Source organism: Mesorhizobium sp. M0514, from assembly GCF_040321145.1.
Lineage (GTDB): Bacteria > Pseudomonadota > Alphaproteobacteria > Rhizobiales > Rhizobiaceae > Mesorhizobium.
Window position 1 is genome coordinate 1 of record NZ_JAMYQZ010000113.1, and the last position, 17,089, is coordinate 17,089.

At 62.2% G+C, this 17,089-nt stretch carries 20 protein-coding genes and 1 tRNA gene; 14 read left to right on the plus strand and 7 right to left on the minus strand.

The features are described from left to right. Together NKI61_RS29240 and NKI61_RS29245 are read left to right on the plus strand one after the other, a co-directional pair. Window positions 1-1,052, plus strand: a 1,052-nt coding sequence (locus NKI61_RS29240; protein ID WP_352841978.1) for a YcbK family protein, incomplete at its 5' end; no start/stop codon positions are given. 332 nt (window positions 1,053-1,384) lie between these two features. Beyond that, window positions 1,385-1,459: transfer RNA gene (locus NKI61_RS29245), tRNA-Glu, on the plus strand. Between the two features lie 146 nt (window positions 1,460-1,605). On the opposite strand, the gene NKI61_RS29250 is transcribed toward NKI61_RS29245, so the two are convergent. Beyond that, window positions 1,606-2,274: a DUF2161 domain-containing phosphodiesterase gene (locus tag NKI61_RS29250; protein ID WP_023714255.1), complete on the minus strand. Its 669-nt coding sequence runs from the start codon at window positions 2,272-2,274 to the stop codon at window positions 1,606-1,608. A 159-nt stretch (window positions 2,275-2,433) separates the two neighbouring features. Here NKI61_RS29250 and NKI61_RS29255 point away from each other — a divergent pair, with 159 nt between their 5' ends. Next, window positions 2,434-2,586, plus strand: coding sequence for a hypothetical protein (locus NKI61_RS29255; protein ID WP_023681620.1), 153 nt, complete (start codon window positions 2,434-2,436; stop codon window positions 2,584-2,586). Window positions 2,587-2,612: 26 nt separating this feature from the next. Here NKI61_RS29255 and NKI61_RS29260 read toward each other — a convergent pair whose 3' ends face one another. Continuing rightward, window positions 2,613-2,888 carry a DUF6074 family protein gene (locus tag NKI61_RS29260; protein ID WP_023681621.1) on the minus strand — a complete coding sequence of 92 codons (276 nt, stop codon included), beginning with the start codon at window positions 2,886-2,888 and terminating at the stop codon, window positions 2,613-2,615. Window positions 2,889-3,034: 146 nt separating this feature from the next. Continuing rightward, window positions 3,035-3,331, minus strand: a complete 297-nt coding sequence (locus NKI61_RS29265; protein WP_023681622.1) for a DUF982 domain-containing protein — start codon at window positions 3,329-3,331, stop codon at window positions 3,035-3,037. Between the two features lie 279 nt (window positions 3,332-3,610). Here NKI61_RS29265 and map point away from each other — a divergent pair, with 279 nt between their 5' ends. The 4 genes from map (at window position 3,611) to NKI61_RS29285 (ending at window position 6,711) form a co-directional block, all read left to right on the plus strand. Next, window positions 3,611-4,444, plus strand: a complete 834-nt coding sequence (gene map / locus NKI61_RS29270; RefSeq protein ID WP_023744793.1) for a type I methionyl aminopeptidase — start codon at window positions 3,611-3,613, stop codon at window positions 4,442-4,444. Between the two features lie 113 nt (window positions 4,445-4,557). Further along, on the plus strand, window positions 4,558-5,325 hold the full coding sequence (gene radC, locus NKI61_RS29275; protein WP_352841979.1) for a RadC family protein: 768 nt from the start codon (window positions 4,558-4,560) through the stop codon (window positions 5,323-5,325). Between the two features lie 194 nt (window positions 5,326-5,519). After that, window positions 5,520-5,918: a RidA family protein gene (locus tag NKI61_RS29280; RefSeq protein ID WP_023701658.1), complete on the plus strand. Its 399-nt coding sequence runs from the start codon at window positions 5,520-5,522 to the stop codon at window positions 5,916-5,918. Between the two features lie 172 nt (window positions 5,919-6,090). Then, a complete protein-coding gene (locus tag NKI61_RS29285) occupies window positions 6,091-6,711 on the plus strand; it encodes an isochorismatase family protein (protein WP_023751542.1) in 621 nt (206 codons plus the stop codon). A gap of 25 nt (window positions 6,712-6,736) precedes the next feature. Here the strand turns inward: NKI61_RS29285 and NKI61_RS29290 are convergent, their stop codons facing one another. After that, window positions 6,737-7,651, minus strand: a complete 915-nt coding sequence (locus NKI61_RS29290; protein ID WP_023701662.1) for a LysR family transcriptional regulator — start codon at window positions 7,649-7,651, stop codon at window positions 6,737-6,739. 160 nt (window positions 7,652-7,811) lie between these two features. Here NKI61_RS29290 and NKI61_RS29295 point away from each other — a divergent pair, with 160 nt between their 5' ends. The 7 genes from NKI61_RS29295 (at window position 7,812) to NKI61_RS29325 (ending at window position 14,262) form a co-directional block, all read left to right on the plus strand. After that, window positions 7,812-8,453, plus strand: a complete 642-nt coding sequence (locus tag NKI61_RS29295; RefSeq protein WP_027050354.1) for a glutathione S-transferase family protein — start codon at window positions 7,812-7,814, stop codon at window positions 8,451-8,453. A 132-nt stretch (window positions 8,454-8,585) separates the two neighbouring features. Next, the gene (locus tag NKI61_RS29300; protein WP_023667660.1) at window positions 8,586-9,512 is read left to right on the plus strand and encodes a DMT family transporter; all 927 of its coding nucleotides are present in this window, start codon (window positions 8,586-8,588) and stop codon (window positions 9,510-9,512) included. 228 nt (window positions 9,513-9,740) lie between these two features. Beyond that, a complete protein-coding gene (locus NKI61_RS29305; protein WP_023667661.1) occupies window positions 9,741-10,625 on the plus strand; it encodes a cytochrome c oxidase subunit II in 885 nt (294 codons plus the stop codon). 22 nt (window positions 10,626-10,647) lie between these two features. After that, window positions 10,648-12,417, plus strand: coding sequence for a cytochrome c oxidase subunit I (gene ctaD, locus NKI61_RS29310; RefSeq protein WP_023681631.1), 1,770 nt, complete (start codon window positions 10,648-10,650; stop codon window positions 12,415-12,417). After that, window positions 12,414-13,118, plus strand: coding sequence for a cytochrome c oxidase subunit 3 (locus NKI61_RS29315; RefSeq protein ID WP_352841980.1), 705 nt, complete (start codon window positions 12,414-12,416; stop codon window positions 13,116-13,118). Before ctaD ends, NKI61_RS29315 begins: the two co-directional genes overlap by 4 nt. Before the next feature lie 13 nt (window positions 13,119-13,131). Beyond that, on the plus strand, window positions 13,132-13,854 hold the full coding sequence (locus NKI61_RS29320; protein WP_352841981.1) for a heme-copper oxidase subunit III family protein: 723 nt from the start codon (window positions 13,132-13,134) through the stop codon (window positions 13,852-13,854). Between the two features lie 9 nt (window positions 13,855-13,863). Further along, window positions 13,864-14,262, plus strand: coding sequence for a cytochrome C oxidase subunit IV family protein (locus NKI61_RS29325; protein WP_023741490.1), 399 nt, complete (start codon window positions 13,864-13,866; stop codon window positions 14,260-14,262). Between the two features lie 63 nt (window positions 14,263-14,325). Here NKI61_RS29325 and NKI61_RS29330 read toward each other — a convergent pair whose 3' ends face one another. The 3 genes from NKI61_RS29330 to NKI61_RS29340 form a co-directional block, all read right to left on the minus strand. Beyond that, a complete protein-coding gene (locus NKI61_RS29330; protein ID WP_023691119.1) occupies window positions 14,326-15,147 on the minus strand; it encodes a DUF2189 domain-containing protein in 822 nt (273 codons plus the stop codon). A gap of 179 nt (window positions 15,148-15,326) precedes the next feature. Then, entirely contained in the window at window positions 15,327-16,259 is a 933-nt protein-coding gene (locus NKI61_RS29335) for a heme o synthase (RefSeq protein WP_023688232.1), read from the minus strand. 152 nt (window positions 16,260-16,411) lie between these two features. Then, on the minus strand, window positions 16,412-16,792 hold the full coding sequence (locus NKI61_RS29340; protein ID WP_023667668.1) for a c-type cytochrome: 381 nt from the start codon (window positions 16,790-16,792) through the stop codon (window positions 16,412-16,414). Between the last annotated feature and the right edge of the window lie 297 nt (window positions 16,793-17,089).

Here is a 17,089-nt window from a genome sequence, read left to right on the forward strand (position 1 = left end):
CGGCGCCGGGCGATTCGACGGTGCAGGTCACATCCACCGGGCCGCAGATGATGATGACGGCAGCGGGCGATGCGACACTGCCCGAGCAGGTCGCCTATGTGCCGGTGGCCAAGCCCGGCACCGGCTTCCCGGTCAATGTTCCCGCCGGCTCCGAAACCATTGTCGGCCAGACGCCGCAGTCGCTGCAGCAGTCAGCACAGACCGCGGCCGCAACGGACGCCGTGGCGCAGAAGATCGCCGCCGCCGATGCCGGCGTGACCGCACCGAAAGCGACGGCAGCGGCACCCGCGACCAACGAGGTCTACGTGACCGCCGCGCCCCAGCAGATCGACACGCCGAAGAAGGGCTTCCTGGCCTCACTGTTCAGCACCACGCCAACCTCGGCGGCACCTGCTCCGCTGGTCAACTCGCGCTCGGGCGAACAGCCTGCGGTTGCTGCCCAGAAGGCCGCCCCGGCAAAGCCGATCATCACGCTAGCGTCAGCCAATTCCGCCGACAAGCCCTTGCAGCTTGCCTCGCTTGGCAACGAGAGCAACCACATCACCGGCAGCGATGCCTTGCCCGGCGTGCGCCAGACGGCGCTGTTCGAGATCAAGCGCAAATCCGGCCTCGACGACGAAAGCGACGTCGACCTGAACGAGGACGAGGGTTCGGGCGGCGCCTATCAGGTGGCCTCCGCCGCCGGCCTCGCCCGGCTGGCGCCCAATGGCCTGTTGAAGCAAAACGAGAGCGTCGACGTCGCCTGCCTGAAGCCGTCGCTGGTGCGTGTGCTGAAGACCATCGAAGGCCATTACGGCCGCAAGATGATGGTCACATCAGGCTACCGCGACCCGGCCCGCAACCGCCGCGCCAACGGCGCCAAGAATTCGCTGCACATGTATTGCGCCGCCGCCGACATCCAGGTTCCCGGCGTCTCCAAATGGGAACTGGCGAGCTACATCCGAACCATGCCCGGCCGCGGCGGCGTCGGCACCTACTGCCATACCGAATCCGTTCACGTCGACGTCGGCCCCGAGCGCGACTGGAACTGGCGCTGCCGCCGGCGGGGTTAGCATCCCCATTCGGCAAACGGGCCGAGGGGCCGTTAGCAGCCTGCCGTTTTTCCCGATTAGCTATCAGCGACGTTCGAGATTAGCCGAGGCACCCGCGACTTCGTCATCCTATGGCGAAGCAAGGCGCGCAGCGACGCGGCGCAGACCATAGGATGACGACTGCGCGGGGCGTTCAGGCTAATCTCCAAAGATGTGCAATGACGCGAGGGCAGAAAACCTGCGCTGGCTCACCAAACTGGCCGTTTTCGCCCCTCTTGAAAAAAGTTTCCGCATCTGGCGGCTGATGGGTTGCCGGTTGGCAACAACGCAATTATAAGCCGCTTCGTCTGAGCGCGCCCATCGTCTAGCGGTTAGGACACCGCCCTTTCACGGCGGTAACAGGGGTTCGATTCCCCTTGGGCGTACCAGATCTTTCAGGAAAACAGGAAGCCTCGCGGCAGCCGCCGAACTAGCAGCGGCTGGAACGGTGGCGCGGCGAATCGGTTGAAACGGCGAACAGCGGCTGCCGTGCCGAGGTTTCCCTCGGCGCCTGCTCGCGGCAATCTCCGACCACTCACCCTTGGTCGTGCGCTACCTGCGGCCAGCGCTGTAACGCCGCGTGACCACCCTCGGTCAGCGCGTAGACGCCGCGCTCGGCCCTGGCGAACCAGCCATAGACATTGTCCAATAGGATGCTGGGCGCGCGCGGCGAAATCGCTTTCAGATCGCGCGGGCGTTTCGGCCCGTCGGTCATGGCTGCGGCGCAGGCCAGCGCATCCTGCCGGTAGACGGTCATGATCGGGGCGCGCGAACCACCGCCGACCACCGGATCGCCGCGCCGGCGACGGTGTTCCTCCATCAGTCGGGAGCGCCGCTTCGGATCGCGACGCGGCGGCAGAGCCGCCGGGCTGAGCAGCACTTCGACCTCCCCCTTGCCGCTGACAGCCAGAAGCCCGAAGCCGAGCCGCCGGCACAGCGCGCGAAAACGGCGGTCGTGCTCGCGGCCTTTGCCACGCGCCGACATGCGCGCGGCCAGCCACACTTCGTCGCATGCCGCGGCGCGATCGACACCTTGCAGCACCAGTTCGAGGTTGAACTGCAATTTCAGTTCGCAGATGACCAGCACAGGCGGCTCGCCGTCGCGCACCGCCACGATATCGCAGTGCCCGACTTCGCCCTTGACCGTGAATTCCAGGCTCTCGAGAAACCGCTTCACCGGGATGTAGAGAGACGTTTCCTGCATCGCGCAGGCATAGCCGATTCGGATCGGGTCGGCACAGGGATCGCCGAGAGGCCGACGCCTTGCGCTAAACCGCGTCGATCCCACCATCTGCAAAAGCCATCCGTCAGGCAGGTCTCCGGCATGATAGTCCCGCCATAGCGCTCGACGATTTCCTTGGCGATGACCGACGTCGCCAGGGCCGAGCGCGACCAGTATTTCATCGCCTGTCTCGCGTTCAACAAGGCGCTCGCCGTGGCTGGGACGGCACGATCGACAGCGCAAGGCCCGAGATTCGTCGACGCCAAGACCGGTCCACGGTTGGCCACACAATGACGAGCGCGTGTGTGCTCTGTATGAGGCTAGGGGCGGGTGCGCGTCCGGCGCTGCCCCGGTGCGGCATCGTCCGCCTTGAAATGCATCTCGTCCTGGACCGCGGCAAAAAACCGGCGGACATCGTTGGCCGCCGAAGCCGCATCGCAGCCGGCCGCGACCGCCTTGTCGAGGAGTTCGCGCGCCGTGGCCTTCCAGAACGACGTGGCCGTGTCGCCGTGCAGTCTGCCCAGCCTTGCGGCGACCTCGCGCACCAGCACGGTCTGCCGATCTAGCGGGAAGGTACGCACATTGGCTGAAGACATGTTCTGCACCATGAAACCGACGCAACGAATCAGACGCTGCTCTATGGCTCATGCCTAGCTGTGAAGTCGGAAACGGAACCTTAACGCCGCGGAGTCCGCGCCGATTGGAACGAGTCGGTTGGCCGGCCTCCAGGCCAAGCAGAACTCTAGACCCTCAGGCCCCTCGCCTCGCCGGCGCGCTTGGCCGTAACCATCATATCCCTGGCCAGCAGGCCACTGACCCGGCAAAACGCCATGAAGGCGCGCCAGGCGTCCTCAGTCCTGACCACATCCACCGTGGCCCCGAAGCAGGCATTGAACGCCGCTTCATAGACCTTGCCCTGTCGCTTCCTTGGCCAGTCATGCAGGATATCCAGCGCCTGTTCGACGCTGTATATTTCCTCTACCGGCAGCCCGGGCGCGGGCGCGATGCGCACCGGCACCTCGAATTGCAATCTGTCCATTCTATATCTCCCGAACTGGCGTCGACCACAGCAACGCCGTTCGTCGTCAAAAGTTGCTTTGGCTGCTTTTGCGCGAAAATGTGTCGTCAGTGCGATCTCGGCATTCGGAGGAGATCGCGCACCTGGATGTCATCTGAGCGGTCGCGCAAGCCAGGAATATCGCCAGTATCAGTCCATTGCCGGCAGTTCTTCCTTGAACCTTGCGGCTTGCAGTGCCAAATCTGAGGAAATTTTCTAACGGGCTGATATGCGCCGCCCGCTTACAGGCAAACGGACACTATGGTAACCTATCTCGACGCCGCCACGGCACCCCTCAGGAACACCGGCCAGATCCGCCTCTACGGCGAAGAAGGATTTGCCGGCATGCGCAAGGCCTGCGATCTCACCGCGCGCTGCCTTGATGAACTGGTGCCGATGGTCCAGCCGGGTGTCACCACCGAGACCATCGACCGTTTCGTCTTCGAATTCGGCATGGACCAAGGCGCGCTACCGGCGACGCTCAACTACCGCGGCTACACCAAATCGTCCTGCACCTCGATCAACCACGTCGTCTGCCACGGCATTCCAGACAACAAGCCGTTGAAGGATGGCGACATCGTCAACATCGACGTCACCTACATCCTCGACGGCTGGCACGGCGATTCCTCGCGCATGTATCCCGTCGGCACCATCAAGCGCGCCGCCGAACGCCTGCTTGAAGTCACTCATGAGTGCCTGATGCGCGGAATCGCGGCGGTCCGGCCCGGCGCCCGCACCGGCGCCATCGGCGCCGCCATCCAGACCTATGCCGAGGCAGAGCGCTGCTCGGTGGTGCGCGATTTCTGCGGCCACGGCGTTGGCCAGCTGTTCCACGACGCACCCAACATCCTGCACTATGGCACCGCCTCGGAAGGCGTCGAGATGCGGCCGGGCATGATCTTCACCATCGAGCCCATGATCAATCTTGGCCGGCCGCATGTGAAAGTGCTGTCGGACGGCTGGACGGCGGTGACGCGCGACCGCTCGCTGTCGGCGCAGTACGAACACACGATCGGCGTCACCGAAACTGGCTGCGAGATTTTCACCCTGTCGCCAAACAAGCTCGACCGCCCCGGCCTGCCGGCGGTCAGCTGAAAACAAGATCGCCTCAAGCCGCGGCTTTGAGGCGCCGTCGCCGAAAAAACTCGACCGCGCGCTGCTTACCGCTCTAATCTGCCGTCGAAGCCTTCGGGGAGTGTGGGGGGTCGATGGGGAAGAGCGGTGACGACGAACGGGGGTTCTTCTCCGAGCGGTGGCTTGAACCGCCGGCGAAGGACAAGACGCCCAAGGACAAACTGACCGAGACGCCACACTATCACGGCCATCGCGACCGTTTGCGCGAGCGCTTCGTTGCCGGCGGCGCGGACGCCCTGCCCGACTACGAACTTCTCGAACTGCTGCTGTTTCGCCTGATCCCGCGCGTCGACACCAAGCCGATCGCCAAGGCGCTCTTGGCGCGCTTCGGCACTTTTGGCGAAGTGCTTGGCGCACCGGTGGCGCTGCTGCAGGAGGTGAAGGGCATCGGCCCCGCCGTGGCGGTCGACCTGAAGGTGATTGCCGCTGCCGCGCAGCGCATGGCGCGGACCGAGGTTCGCGACCGCGAGGTGCTGTCCAACTGGACGCAGCTTCTTGCGTACTGCCGCTCGGCGATGGCGTTCGAGAACCGCGAACAGTTCCGCATCTTGTTTCTCGACAAGAAGAACGTGCTGATCGCCGACGAGGTACAGCAGGTCGGCACCGTGGACCACACGCCGGTCTATCCGCGCGAAGTGATCAAGCGCGCGCTGGAACTATCGGCCAGCGCCGTCATCCTGGTGCATAACCACCCTTCCGGCGATCCGACACCATCGCATGCGGACATCGAAATGACCAAGCAGATCATCGACAGCGCCAAGCCGCTCGGCATCGCCGTCCACGACCACATCATCATCGGCAAGAAAGGCAACGCCTCGATGAAGGGCCTGCTGCTGATCTGAGCCCGACGCTCGCGGGCGCCGTCAACCCCAAACGCCACCGCTCGCGAGCCAATCAGCAACATTCCGCTTTGGCTCAAACGCCCACGCTTGCGGTGTAGAAGTGATATTGCGACGGAAGCGCCGCTTCGGCGACAATGTGGTAGACGCAAATACGAAGCATCAGTTCCCGTCAGCCATTGCAGGAGGTCTATTCAATGACGCTCGAATGCATAAATCCAAATGATCTGCCGATTCCGGAAATGTACTCCCAGGTCGTCGTCGCGACAGGAAGCAAGCTGGTGTTCGTCTCGGGCCAGCAGCCAGAAGACATACACGGCAAGCTCGTTGGCCATGGTGATTTCGCAGTCCAGGCGCGCCTGGCGTTCGGGAATCTCGGCCGAGCGCTTGCTGCCGCCGGCGCTCGGCCTGAGCAAGTCTGCAAGATGACGATCTACATCGTCGATTACAAACGCGACGAACACGTGCCGATCATCGAAGCGGCCCAGATCGAGCTGTTCGGCGATCACAAGCCAGCAAACGTGGTGGTCGGGATAGCTGTAATGTCTCCCGGCTACCTAATAGAGATCGATGCGATCGCGGTCATCGACCCGTAGGCCAAGCGAGGACGCGTCAAGTCGCCCAAACAAATCCCGGAACTCGCTGCGAGATTGCCACGACCTTGATCTCTCCATCCATCCACGATCACATCGTCATCGGCAGGAATTGCGATGTCTCGATGAAGAGCCTGCTGCTCACCTGATCAACGTCGGAAACAGGAAACACGCAATGCCCCAGCCCGGCGACGAACCATGGCCGTTCGACAAGCAACGCGCAGCCCTCCTGGTCATCGACATGCAAAGCGACTTCGTCGATGAGGGCGCCGTCATGGAAGTGGCCATGGCCCGCCATCGCATTCCGGCGATGCGGCAGGTGGTCGAGCTTTGCCGCGCGCAAGGCGTCCCGGTGATCTACACCCAGCATGTGCTCAGCGACCATTTCGATATCTCGCCGCTGGAAACCAGCTATCAGCCGAAGCTGAAAACCAAAGGCATGCGGGAAGGCAGCGCCGGCGCCGAAATCGTCGCCGCGCTTGCGCCCTTGCCTGGGGATGTCGTCATCAAGAAGCACCGCTACGATGCCTTCCACAACACGCAGCTCGAGACCGTGTTGCGCAACATCCGTGGCGCAGGCCGGGTCGACACGGTGATCATCATCGGCACCGTGACCAGCATCTGCTGCGAATCCACCGCGCGGAGCGCCTTCATGCGCGACTACAAGGTGGCTTTCATCAGCGACGCCAATGGCGGACTGGACGAGGCATCGCACAATGCAACCCTCGACATCATAGGCAAGGTGTTCGGGCGCGTGATGACGGTTGCCGAGCTTGGGAACCTGTTGCGGAGTTGAACCCCAGCGTCAGCTGGCGTGCGTCTCAAGCTCCGGCGCCGAGCCTGCCCTCAAGAAGGTCGCGCCGCTGCTGCAATTCGCCGGAGACGAATTTGGTGAAGGCGTGGACGCGCGCCGTGCGGCGCAAATCGTCGTGCACCAGCACCCACAGCGCCGAGCCGATCTCCTCGATCAGCCCTCCGACCCTTACAAGCCCGGGCAGGCTGTCGCCGAGATAACAGGGCAGCGCCGCAACCCCGATTCCGGCGCCCGCCGCATGCGACATCGTCACCAGGGAATCGGCGCGTATGGCGATCTCGACATCGGGCAGCGACGACCGCATCCAGCGGGCGACGCCGGTGTTGGCCAGGCTGTCGTCGGGCGCGATCCAGCGCAGCGCACCCAGTCTCGGCTCCGGGGGTAGCGTTTCGGCATAGGAACGTGTCGCGTAGGCGGCGAAGGCGACGCCCGAAATGCGCCGGCCGACCAGGATTTCCTGCGGTTGCGACACCGGCCTGATCGCCACGTCTGCATCCCTTTGCGTCAGGTTGGCGATGGAATTCTGCGTCATCGCCTCGACCCGTATGCCGGGATGGAGCTTATGAAACGCCGCCAGGATCGGCGGCAGCACCGATGCCATCAGCGTATCGGTGGTGGTGACCCGCAACCTGCCTTCGAACCTGAGATCCTGCCCCGACAGTTTGCGCGCCAGTTCATTGACCGTCTCGGCCATTGTGCGTGCCGCGCCCAGCAGTTCCTCGCCGCCCGCGGTGAGGGCATAGCCAGTCGGCAGCCGATCGAAAAGGCGGATACCCAGCCGCGCCTCGAAGGCGTTGACGCGCCGCAGCACAGTCGTGTGGTTCACGCCTAGGATCCGAGCCGCCGCCGCCAGCGAAGCGCCATCGGCGACGGCCAGCACCATGCGCAGATCTTCCCAGTCGATATCGCGTGAGCTGTGCATTCTTGCAGAAAGATAAAAGAAAGCGCTGCGCTCTGCGAGTCAAAATGACGCTTCGCTGTGCAAAAACGCAGAGCAAGCGGGCGAATCGGCATGTCGATCTGCGCATGCACGCACGCCATATGGAGTCCGACGACAAAAGAAACAGTCGCGGAGAAGAGCCATGACGCCGATAGAACTCTACACCTGCCAGACACCCAACGGGCACAAGGCCTCGATCATGCTGGAAGAGGTCGGCCTGCCCTACTCGGTCCGCTTGGTCGACATCGAAAGGGGCGACCAGACCAAGCCTGATTTCCTGGCGCTCAATCCCAACAACAAGATCCCGGTGATCGTCGACCGGGACGCCGGCCGAACGGTCTTCGAATCCGGCGCCATCCTACACTACCTGGCGCGACGGTCGGGCAAGCTTCAGCCGGTGGGCGCGCAGGAGGCGGACGATACGCTGACCTGGACCTTGTTCCAGGCGGCCCATGTCGGCCCGACGCTTGGCCAATTGTGGAATTACAAAATCTTCGCGCCGGAAAAAATCCCTTATGTGATCGAGCGTTTTGAGCGCGAAACCGGACGCGTCTTCCGAGTGCTCAATAGCCGGCTCAAGAACTATGAGCACATCGTCGGCAAAAGCTACGGCATCGCCGATGTGATGACATGGCCATGGATCAACGCGGCCGTCACCAGGCTCGGCCTCAGCCTCGATGACGCGCCAGACCTGGCGCGTTGGTATGCCGCCATAGGCCGACGCTCCGCAGTTGTCAGAGGCATTGCCGTTCCCGCCCTGCCCGAAGCATCGGCTGCCGCTTAGATCATGATGAGATTTGGTTGAAATCTCATCATGACCTAACCCTTTGTTGGAGCATGATCTTTTCCAAAAACCGGCACCCACTTTTTGGGATCATGCCCTAGCCGCCGCACCCCGCATTCAAGGAATACGATCGTGGAAATCCTCTTCGTCCCTCTGGCGCTTGTCGCCGGTGGCCTGCTTGCGGTGCAAGCCGGCGCCAATGCCCAACTTTCAAAGGCGGTCGGCTCACCCTTTGCCGCGACCACGCTTCAGCTCGCGGTCGGCGCCATCGTGCTGTTGTCGATCACGGCCCTCACCGGAACGACACCGGCTCTGCTTGCCGTTCGGCAAGCCGAATGGTGGCATGCGATCGGCGGCATGGCTTCGGCCTTCTACGTTGTTTCGACCATTCTTCTGTTCCCTCGCCTTGGCGCCGTCGTGTCCGTCGGGCTCTTCATCGCTGGGCAGATGCTTGCATCCTTCGCCCTCGACACGTTCGGCTGGCTCGGGATCCCCGAAGCCGGACTGCGAGCCGGGCCTGCCTTCGGCATGCTCGTCTTGCTTGCCGGGGCTGCCCTCATCGTTCTGGGACAGAAGGGCGCGGCCGACAATACCGCATCCTCAAGACCAGGGTGGATCGGACTGGCGCTGCTGGCAGGCGCCGTGCTTCCGGTGCAAGGCGCTGTAAACGCCTTGCTTCGGCACGACCTTGGCGGCGCGCCGTTTGCGGTCGGCACCATCTCGTTCCTGGTGGCGATGCTGGCCATGGCCGCGGTGCTTCTGATCGCGCTTGCCCTGACGAAGACGCCCCGCCCTCGCCTCGCCGGCCTGTCGTCGATGCCCTGGTGGGGCTGGCTCGGAGGTTTTGCCGGCGCCACCTATGTCACGACCGTGTTCACCGCCATCCCCGTCATCGGAGCGGCAGCTGCCGTCAGCCTGACGGTGGCCGGCCAGCAGGTCGCCGGCATCTTCGTCGACACCTTCGGCTGGTTCCGCCTGCCGCAGCGGCTTGTCTCCGGCATGCGGCTCGCCGGCGTCGTGCTGCTTTTGGCCGGCTGCATCATCATCAAGGCGCTTTGATCCCGCTGGAACAAGGCAAGCCGAATCAAACCAGCCCCTGCCCTCCCTGATTTGGGGGGTCAGGTGTCGCCCCGGCGTCACCAACGAAGCAAGGTCCGGGCGCCGCAGAAGCAATTTTTCGCTCCTTCCACAACCGGCTCTAGAATTTCGATCGCAAATCACGCATGATGCACTTGGTATTTTCCCGGGACGGCTTCGCGCCCCCTGAAATACCGGGAGGAACGGGACATGCCCATAGTGGTTGTACTCGTTTTGATCGTCGTGGGCTCGGTGTTGTTCCACTTCCTGAGCCCATGGTGGTGGACTCCGATTGCCTCGAATTGGGACTATATCGACAACACCATCATCATCACCTTTTGGATTACCGGCGTCGTCTTCGCCGCAGTCGTCCTATTCATGGCCTATTGCGTTTTCCGCTTCCGTCACCGCGAAGGCAACCAGGCGGCCTACGAACCGGAGAACAAGCGGCTCGAATGGTGGCTGACGATCGTCACCGGAGTGGGTGTTACCGCCATGCTGGTTCCCGGCCTGTTTGTCTGGAGCCGGTTCGTCAACGTTCCAAGCGACGCAACCGTGGTCGAAGTCGTCGGCCAGCAATGGCAGTGGAGCTTCCGCTTGCCCGGCAAGGACGGCAAACTCGGCACATCCGACACCCGCGACGTCACCGCTGAAAATCCGCTGGGCGTGATCGCCAAGGATCCCAGCGGCCAGGACGACGTCGTGGTCGAAGCGGCCGACCTGCATCTGCCGGTCGGCAAGCCGGTCAAGATGCTGCTGCGCTCGATCGATGTGTTGCACGATTTCTACGTTCCGGAATTCCGCGCCAAGATGGACATGATACCGGGCTCGGTCACCTATTTCTGGTTCACCCCCACCAAGACCGGGACCTTCCAGGTTCTGTGCGCCGAACTGTGCGGCCAGGGGCACCCGATGATGCATGGCATCGTCATGGTCGATACCGAGCAGGACTATGTGGCCTGGCTCGACCAGCAGCAGACGTTCGCGCAGTTGTCGGCGCCGCAGCAGACGGGCTCGGTGGAACAGGCGCCGGGCAACGCGACGGCGTCAGCTCTAGAAGTTGCGGCAAAACTCGAAACTGTCGGGTCCCGCTGAAGGGCACGGAGGTGCTCCGCCTATGGTCGATATCACACCTGCAGATGCCGTCCCGCCCGCCGAAGTCGCGGAAATGGAGCTTTACCATCCGCACAGCTGGTGGACGAAGTATGTGTTCTCGCAGGACGCCAAGGTCATCGCCATCCAGTATTCGGCGACCGCAACGGCCATCGGCCTGGTCGCGCTGGTGCTGTCCTGGCTGATGCGGCTGCAGCTCGGCTTCCCCGGCACGTTCGATTTCATCACCCCCGAGGCCTACTACCAGTTCATCACCATGCACGGCATGATCATGGTGATCTACCTGCTCACGGCACTCTTCCTCGGCGGCTTCGGCAACTACCTGATCCCGCTGATGGTCGGAGCCCGCGACATGGTCTTTCCCTATGTCAACATGTTGAGCTACTGGATCTACCTCCTTGCCGTGCTGGTGCTGGTGTCGAGCTTCTTTGCGCCCGGCGGACCGACCGGCGCCGGCTGGACGCTCTATCCGCCGCAAGCCATCATGACCGGCACACCTGGCGGCCAGGAATGGGGCATCATCCTGATGCTCGTCTCGCTGATCCTGTTCATCATCGGCTTCACCATGGGCGGTCTGAACTATGTCGTGACGGTGCTGCAGGCCCGCACGCGCGGCATGACGATGATGCGCCTGCCGCTGACCGTCTGGGGCATCTTCACCGCCACCGTCATGGCGCTGCTCGCCTTTCCGGCGCTGTTCGTCGCCTGCGTGATGATGCTGCTTGACCGCGCGCTTGGAACCTCCTTTTTCATGCCCGCGGTCGTCGAGATGGGGGAACAGCTACAGCACAATGGCGGCAGCCCAATCCTGTTCCAGCATCTGTTCTGGTTCTTCGGCCACCCGGAAGTCTACATCGTGGCGCTGCCGGCCTTCGGCATCGTCTCCGATCTGATCAGCACGCATGCGCGCAAGAACATTTTTGGCTACCGGATGATGGTCTGGGCCATCGTTGGCATCGGCGCGCTGAGCTTCGTGGTCTGGGCGCACCACATGTATGTCAGCGGCATGCACCCCTATTTCGGCTTCTTCTTCGCCACCACGACACTGATCATCGCCATCCCGACGGCGATCAAGGTCTACAATTGGGTGCTGACGCTGTGGCGGGGCGACATCCATCTCACCATACCGATGCTGTTTGCCATGGCTTTCATCGTCACCTTCGTCAATGGCGGGTTGACCGGGCTGTTTCTCGGCAACGTCGTCGTCGACGTCCCGCTGTCGGACACGATGTTCGTCGTCGCTCACTTCCATATGGTCATGGGTGTTGCTCCGATCGTCGTCATCTTCGGCGCGATCTACCACTGGTACCCGAAGGTCACCGGCCGGATGCTGAACGAGACGCTCGGCCGGTTCCATTTCTGGGTCACATTCCTCGGCGCCTACCTGATCTTCTTTCCCATGCATTACATCGGCCTGATGGGCGTGCCGCGGCGCTATGCCGAACTGACCGACGTGACGGTCATGACGGAGTCGGCGCATCACCTGAACTCGTTCATCAGCATCATGGCGTTTATCGTCGGCTTCGCCCAGATCGTTTTCCTGTTCAATCTTATCTGGAGCATCCGCCATGGGCGCGAGGCCGGTGGCAATCCATGGCGAGCCACGACACTCGAATGGCAAACGCCGCAGACGCCACCGGCGCATGGCAATTTCGGCAAGGATCTGCCGATCGTCTATCGCTGGGCCTATGACTACAGCGTGCCGGGCGCCAAGGAGGACTTCATTCCGCAAAACATGCCGGGCACGTTCGGCCCCTCCAGGGAGCCGGCATGAGCGTCATCCTGGTCTTCCTTCTCGTGATCGCCGGCTTTGCCGGCTGGTGGCTCTCGCATCAGCGGCTGATGGCGAAACCATGGCTCGAGCAAGGTGTGGCAGGAGATTTTGTCGCCTTCGACCGATCGAGCCTGCCGACCGCCAAGATTGGCCTCGGTGTCTTCCTCGCCGTGGTCGGCTGCCTGTTTGCGCTGTTCACCAGCGCCTACTTCATGCGTATGGCGCTGTCGGACTGGCAGCCGCTGCCCATCCCACGCCTGCTCTGGCTCAACACCGGCATGCTGGTGCTGAGCAGCGTTGCGCTGCAATGCGCCTCGATCGCGGCGCGCAAGCGCCAGATGGACACGGTCAGGCTCGGCCTTACCGCGGCTGGGCTCACCGCGATCGCCTTCCTCATCGGGCAGCTCATGGCATGGCGGGACCTGACCGCCGATGGCTATTTTCTGGCCTCCAATCCGGCCAACAGTTTTTTCTACCTGATAACCGGGATGCACGGCCTGCATATCGTGGGAGGGCTGGTGGGCCTGGGCAGGACAACCGCCGGCGCCTGGAACGGGGCACGGCCGGAACGGCTTCGCCTCAGCGTCGAATTATGCGCCATGTACTGGCATTTCCTGCTTTTCGTCTGGCTCGCCATCTTCGCTCTTTTAGCCGGCTGGGCCGCGACGTTCATCGATATTTGCCGGCAGTTGCTGACCTAGGAGGTCGAGGAGCATGGCAGAAACGACACTGACGCATACCGGCCAAACGGAGACGCGGCCCGCAGGCTGGCAAGGCATCGCCGCCGACTGGTCCTCGGATCAGCGCGCGTTCAAGAACGTGTCCTGGGGCAAGGCCATGATGTGGATCTTCCTGCTCAGCGACACCTTCATCTTCGGCTGCTTCCTGCTCTCCTACATGACCGCGCGCGTCTCCACACGTGTGCCGTGGCCCAATCCGAGCGAGGTCTTTGCGCTTCGCATCGGCGGTTCGGACATTCCACTGATCCTGATTGCCATCATGACCTTCGTGCTGATATCGAGCAGCGGAACGATGGCCATGGCGGTCAATTTCGGCTATCGCCGCGACCGCCGCAAAACCGCAATCCTCATGCTTCTGACGGCAGCGCTAGGAGCCACCTTCGTCGGCATGCAAGCCTTCGAATGGACCAAGTTGATCACCGAAGGGGTACGGCCGTGGGGCAATCCCTGGGGCGCGGCACAATTCGGTTCGACTTTCTTCATGATCACCGGCTTCCACGGCACGCATGTGACGATCGGCGTGATCTTCCTCATCATCGTGGCGCGAAAGGTCTGGCGTGGAGACTATGACGTCGGACGTCCCGGCTCCTTCACCAGCCGCAGGGGTCGCTACGAGAACGTCGAAATCATGGGGCTCTACTGGCATTTCGTCGACCTGGTCTGGGTCTTCATTTTCGCATTCTTCTATCTTTGGTGAGAGGCTGACATGGCTGAAGCAACCGCAAACGGCCTCGGGCAACACGCGCTGCACTCTGATCATGCGCATCAAGGGCCACCGACCGGCGTCGCGGAGGTTCATCAGGAACATCCGATCAAGCTCTATCTGGTGGTCTGGGCATGGCTGTTCATCCTCAGCGCCTGCTCCTACATGGTCGATTATCTCGGCATCCACGGCTATCTCAGATGGTCTCTGATCCTGATCTTCATGATCCTCAAGGCCGGGCTGATCGTCGCCGTGTTCATGCACATGGCCTGGGAGCGGCTGGCGCTGACCTATGCGATCATCCTGCCGCCGCTTCTGATATTGGTGTTCGTGGCGATGATGCTCTTCGAAGCGGACTACACGCTTCTCACCCGGTTGTCCTTCTTCGGACCGGGGCCCTGACGCACAGTCTTCATCTCCGGTCAAAGACCGGAGATGAAGCTTCCCATCAGCTGATCTGCGGGGTCAGAGGCCGACCCGCGTCGGGGACGATGGCGGCTCCACAACCTTGCGGTAGACATGCCAGGTGGCGTGACCCAGGATCGGCAGCACGACCGCCAGCCCGGCAAACACCGGCAGCGAGCCTATGATCAGGGCGACGGCGACAATCAGTCCCCAGACAGCCATGGGGATCGGGTTCGCCAGCACCGCTCGCACCGACGTGTGGATGGCTTCGTAGGCGCCGACGTCGCGGTCGAGCAGCAATGGGAAGGCGACAACCGTCGTGCACAACACCACCGCGGCGAAGACGAAGCCGATGGCGTGCCCCAGGACAATCAGAGACCAGCCGCGTCCGGTGGCAAATATTTCATTGATGAAGCCCGAAATCGATGCAGGCGGAGCCGGGCCGAAGAGATATTCGTAGAACACCTGCGCCGCCAAAAGCCAGGCGATGAAGATTGCAACCAGCATGATCCCGACTGCGGCGATGGCTGGCAGGGCCGGAGAATTCCTGACCTCGAAAGCGTGCGTCCAGGAGGTGTCGAGCCCGGCTTCTCGTCTGCGGCTGATCTCGTAAAGGCCGATCGCCGCGAATGGACCGATAAGCGCAAAGCCGGACACCAGCGGAAACAACATCGGCAACGCATTGGCACCCGAAGTCCAGGCAGCGAGCACCACGCCGACAAGCGGATAGATCAGGCAGAGAAAGACGATGTGCGACGGTTTGACCATAAAATCGTCAACACCGCGCTTGAGCGCATCGAAAAGATCGGAAACACTGATTTTTCGGATTTTGGTGTGTTCCAGCGTTTCGCTGGCGCCTGCAATCACGTGAAAACTTGTCATGCCCGTTCCTCCAGACCAGGTCCGGCAAGGTCGCGGTTTCACGGTGCTGCCGTTCTGCATGACTGGCCACGCGAACCGCGACCTGCACCGCAATCAATATACTCCATTGACTGGAGCTTGTCGCCCGTTCTTACAAAAGGCTCCCGGAAGGCGAGGTTTCCGAACACAGCGTCATGCCGTCATCCTCCGGCTGACATGAACGCGCGTATCGCGATGGTATCGGCAAGCAGCACGGCAAAGATCGCGAAAAGATAGAAGATCGAATAGGCAAACAGCGCCTTGGCCGGCTTCATCTCCTTGTCGAGGATGACCAGGGCGTTCCAGGCATGCCAGATGAAACCCGCGCCCAATGCAGCCGAAACAATCCCATAGACCCCGCTCGTAAATCCGAACGCCCAGGGCAGCACTCCGATCGGTGCCAGGAGCAGTGAATAGGCGAAGATCTGCCTTCTGGTCGAGGCCTGGCCGGCCACGTTCGGCATCATCGGGATGCCGGCAGCGGCATAGTCGCCGGCCTTGAACAGTGCGAGCGCCCAGAAATGCGGCGGCGTCCACAGGAAAATGATCAGGAACAGGATGAGGCTTTCAATGCCGATGGCGCCGGTGGCCGCCGCCCAGCCGATCATCGGAGGAAGGGCACCCGCCGCGCCGCCGATGACGATGTTCTGCGGTGTCGAGCGCTTCAGCCACATCGTATAGATGACGACGTAGAAAAAGATGGTGAAGGCCAGCAGTGACGCGGCAAGCCAGCCCACCAGCACGCCGAGCGTCATGACCGAAAGTGCGGAAAGCACCAGGCCGAAGCCGAGCGCTTCGCCGGCCGTGACGCGGCCCGACGGAACCGGCCGCTTTGACGTGCGCGACATCAGCGCGTCGATGTCGGCGTCGTACCACATGTTGAGCGCGCCGGCCGCTCCCGCTCCAACCGCAATCGCACCTATGGCGATCACGGCGATGACCGGGTTCATCGCGCCGGGCGCCACCATCAGACCGACGAAGGCGGTAAACACGGCAAGGGCCATGACCCGAGGCTTCAAGAGCGCAAAGAAATCACTGGCCGTCGCTTCCGAGAGGCGGACGCCGGTATCCTTGAGGCTTTCCTTGACCGACATTTGAGACGACCATCGATGGAAACCGGGCAGCCTAGAGCAATTCCAGGAAAGTGTATGGGGTTTTCCGCCCGGAATTGCGTAAGAACAAAGAGATCGAGCGGATCGCCGTTTCCGTGAAACGGTGAAACGCTCTGGCCGGCCGAAGAGCCAGGTTACGGGGAAAATTGCTTCAGATAGGCGATGACGTTGGCGACGTCCTCGTCCTTCTTGAGGCCGGGAAACGCCATCTTCGTCCCTTTGACCATTGCCTTGGGGTCGTGAAGATACGTCGTCAGTGTCGGCTCATCCCATTTGACGCCGGATGTGCCGGCCGCGATCATGGCTTCGGAATATTTAAAATCCGGATGCGTGCCGGCCGTCCGGCCGATAACGCCATGCAACGAAGGGCCTATCTTGTTGGTGTCTTGGTCTGCGACGTGGCAGACCTTGCATTTGGTGAAGACCTTCTCGCCCGCCGCGGCGTCCTGTGCCCGCGATGGATTGGCGATGAAAGTTGCAACGGAAACGACGGCGAAAAACGCAACCAAGCGCATGGCATTCCTCCCTGATCGTCAAATTTTCCTCAGACGGTCTGCACATGCCGGTAGCACCAGCATGCGCCCTGCACGGCAGAATAGATTCTCCGCTCCTCCCCAGATGGAATTGCGCCACCTGTGTACCACAGAATCTGGCCGGTAGGTAGAACAGGTCGACCGTACAAAGGTTCAGGTGGGCTGCGGTGGCTCAAGGCACATCCGCCACAACGAAAAAGGCCGCCTCGTGAACTGACCCCCGAAAGTTGGACACAACCTTCGGGGGTTTTGCATGTCCAAATACAGCGAGAGTTTCAA

Excerpts from the sequence above, each read along its gene's own strand:
- NKI61_RS29250 (WP_023714255.1), bottom strand. The coding sequence starts at position 2,274 with ATGCAGGAAACGTCTCTCTACATCCCGGTGAAGCGGTTTCTCGAGAGC.
- NKI61_RS29255 (WP_023681620.1), top strand. The coding sequence starts at position 2,434 with ATGACCGACGTCGCCAGGGCCGAGCGCGACCAGTATTTCATCGCCTGT.
- NKI61_RS29260 (WP_023681621.1), bottom strand. The coding sequence starts at position 2,888 with ATGTCTTCAGCCAATGTGCGTACCTTCCCGCTAGATCGGCAGACCGTG.
- NKI61_RS29265 (WP_023681622.1), bottom strand. The coding sequence starts at position 3,331 with ATGGACAGATTGCAATTCGAGGTGCCGGTGCGCATCGCGCCCGCGCCC.
- map (WP_023744793.1), top strand. The coding sequence starts at position 3,611 with ATGGTAACCTATCTCGACGCCGCCACGGCACCCCTCAGGAACACCGGC.
- radC (WP_352841979.1), top strand. The coding sequence starts at position 4,558 with ATGGGGAAGAGCGGTGACGACGAACGGGGGTTCTTCTCCGAGCGGTGG.
- NKI61_RS29280 (WP_023701658.1), top strand. The coding sequence starts at position 5,520 with ATGACGCTCGAATGCATAAATCCAAATGATCTGCCGATTCCGGAAATG.
- NKI61_RS29285 (WP_023751542.1), top strand. The coding sequence starts at position 6,091 with ATGCCCCAGCCCGGCGACGAACCATGGCCGTTCGACAAGCAACGCGCA.
- NKI61_RS29290 (WP_023701662.1), bottom strand. The coding sequence starts at position 7,651 with ATGCACAGCTCACGCGATATCGACTGGGAAGATCTGCGCATGGTGCTG.
- NKI61_RS29295 (WP_027050354.1), top strand. The coding sequence starts at position 7,812 with ATGACGCCGATAGAACTCTACACCTGCCAGACACCCAACGGGCACAAG.
- NKI61_RS29305 (WP_023667661.1), top strand. The coding sequence starts at position 9,741 with ATGCCCATAGTGGTTGTACTCGTTTTGATCGTCGTGGGCTCGGTGTTG.
- ctaD (WP_023681631.1), top strand. The coding sequence starts at position 10,648 with ATGGTCGATATCACACCTGCAGATGCCGTCCCGCCCGCCGAAGTCGCG.
- NKI61_RS29315 (WP_352841980.1), top strand. The coding sequence starts at position 12,414 with ATGAGCGTCATCCTGGTCTTCCTTCTCGTGATCGCCGGCTTTGCCGGC.
- NKI61_RS29320 (WP_352841981.1), top strand. The coding sequence starts at position 13,132 with ATGGCAGAAACGACACTGACGCATACCGGCCAAACGGAGACGCGGCCC.
- NKI61_RS29325 (WP_023741490.1), top strand. The coding sequence starts at position 13,864 with ATGGCTGAAGCAACCGCAAACGGCCTCGGGCAACACGCGCTGCACTCT.
- NKI61_RS29330 (WP_023691119.1), bottom strand. The coding sequence starts at position 15,147 with ATGACAAGTTTTCACGTGATTGCAGGCGCCAGCGAAACGCTGGAACAC.
- NKI61_RS29335 (WP_023688232.1), bottom strand. The coding sequence starts at position 16,259 with ATGTCGGTCAAGGAAAGCCTCAAGGATACCGGCGTCCGCCTCTCGGAA.
- NKI61_RS29340 (WP_023667668.1), bottom strand. The coding sequence starts at position 16,792 with ATGCGCTTGGTTGCGTTTTTCGCCGTCGTTTCCGTTGCAACTTTCATC.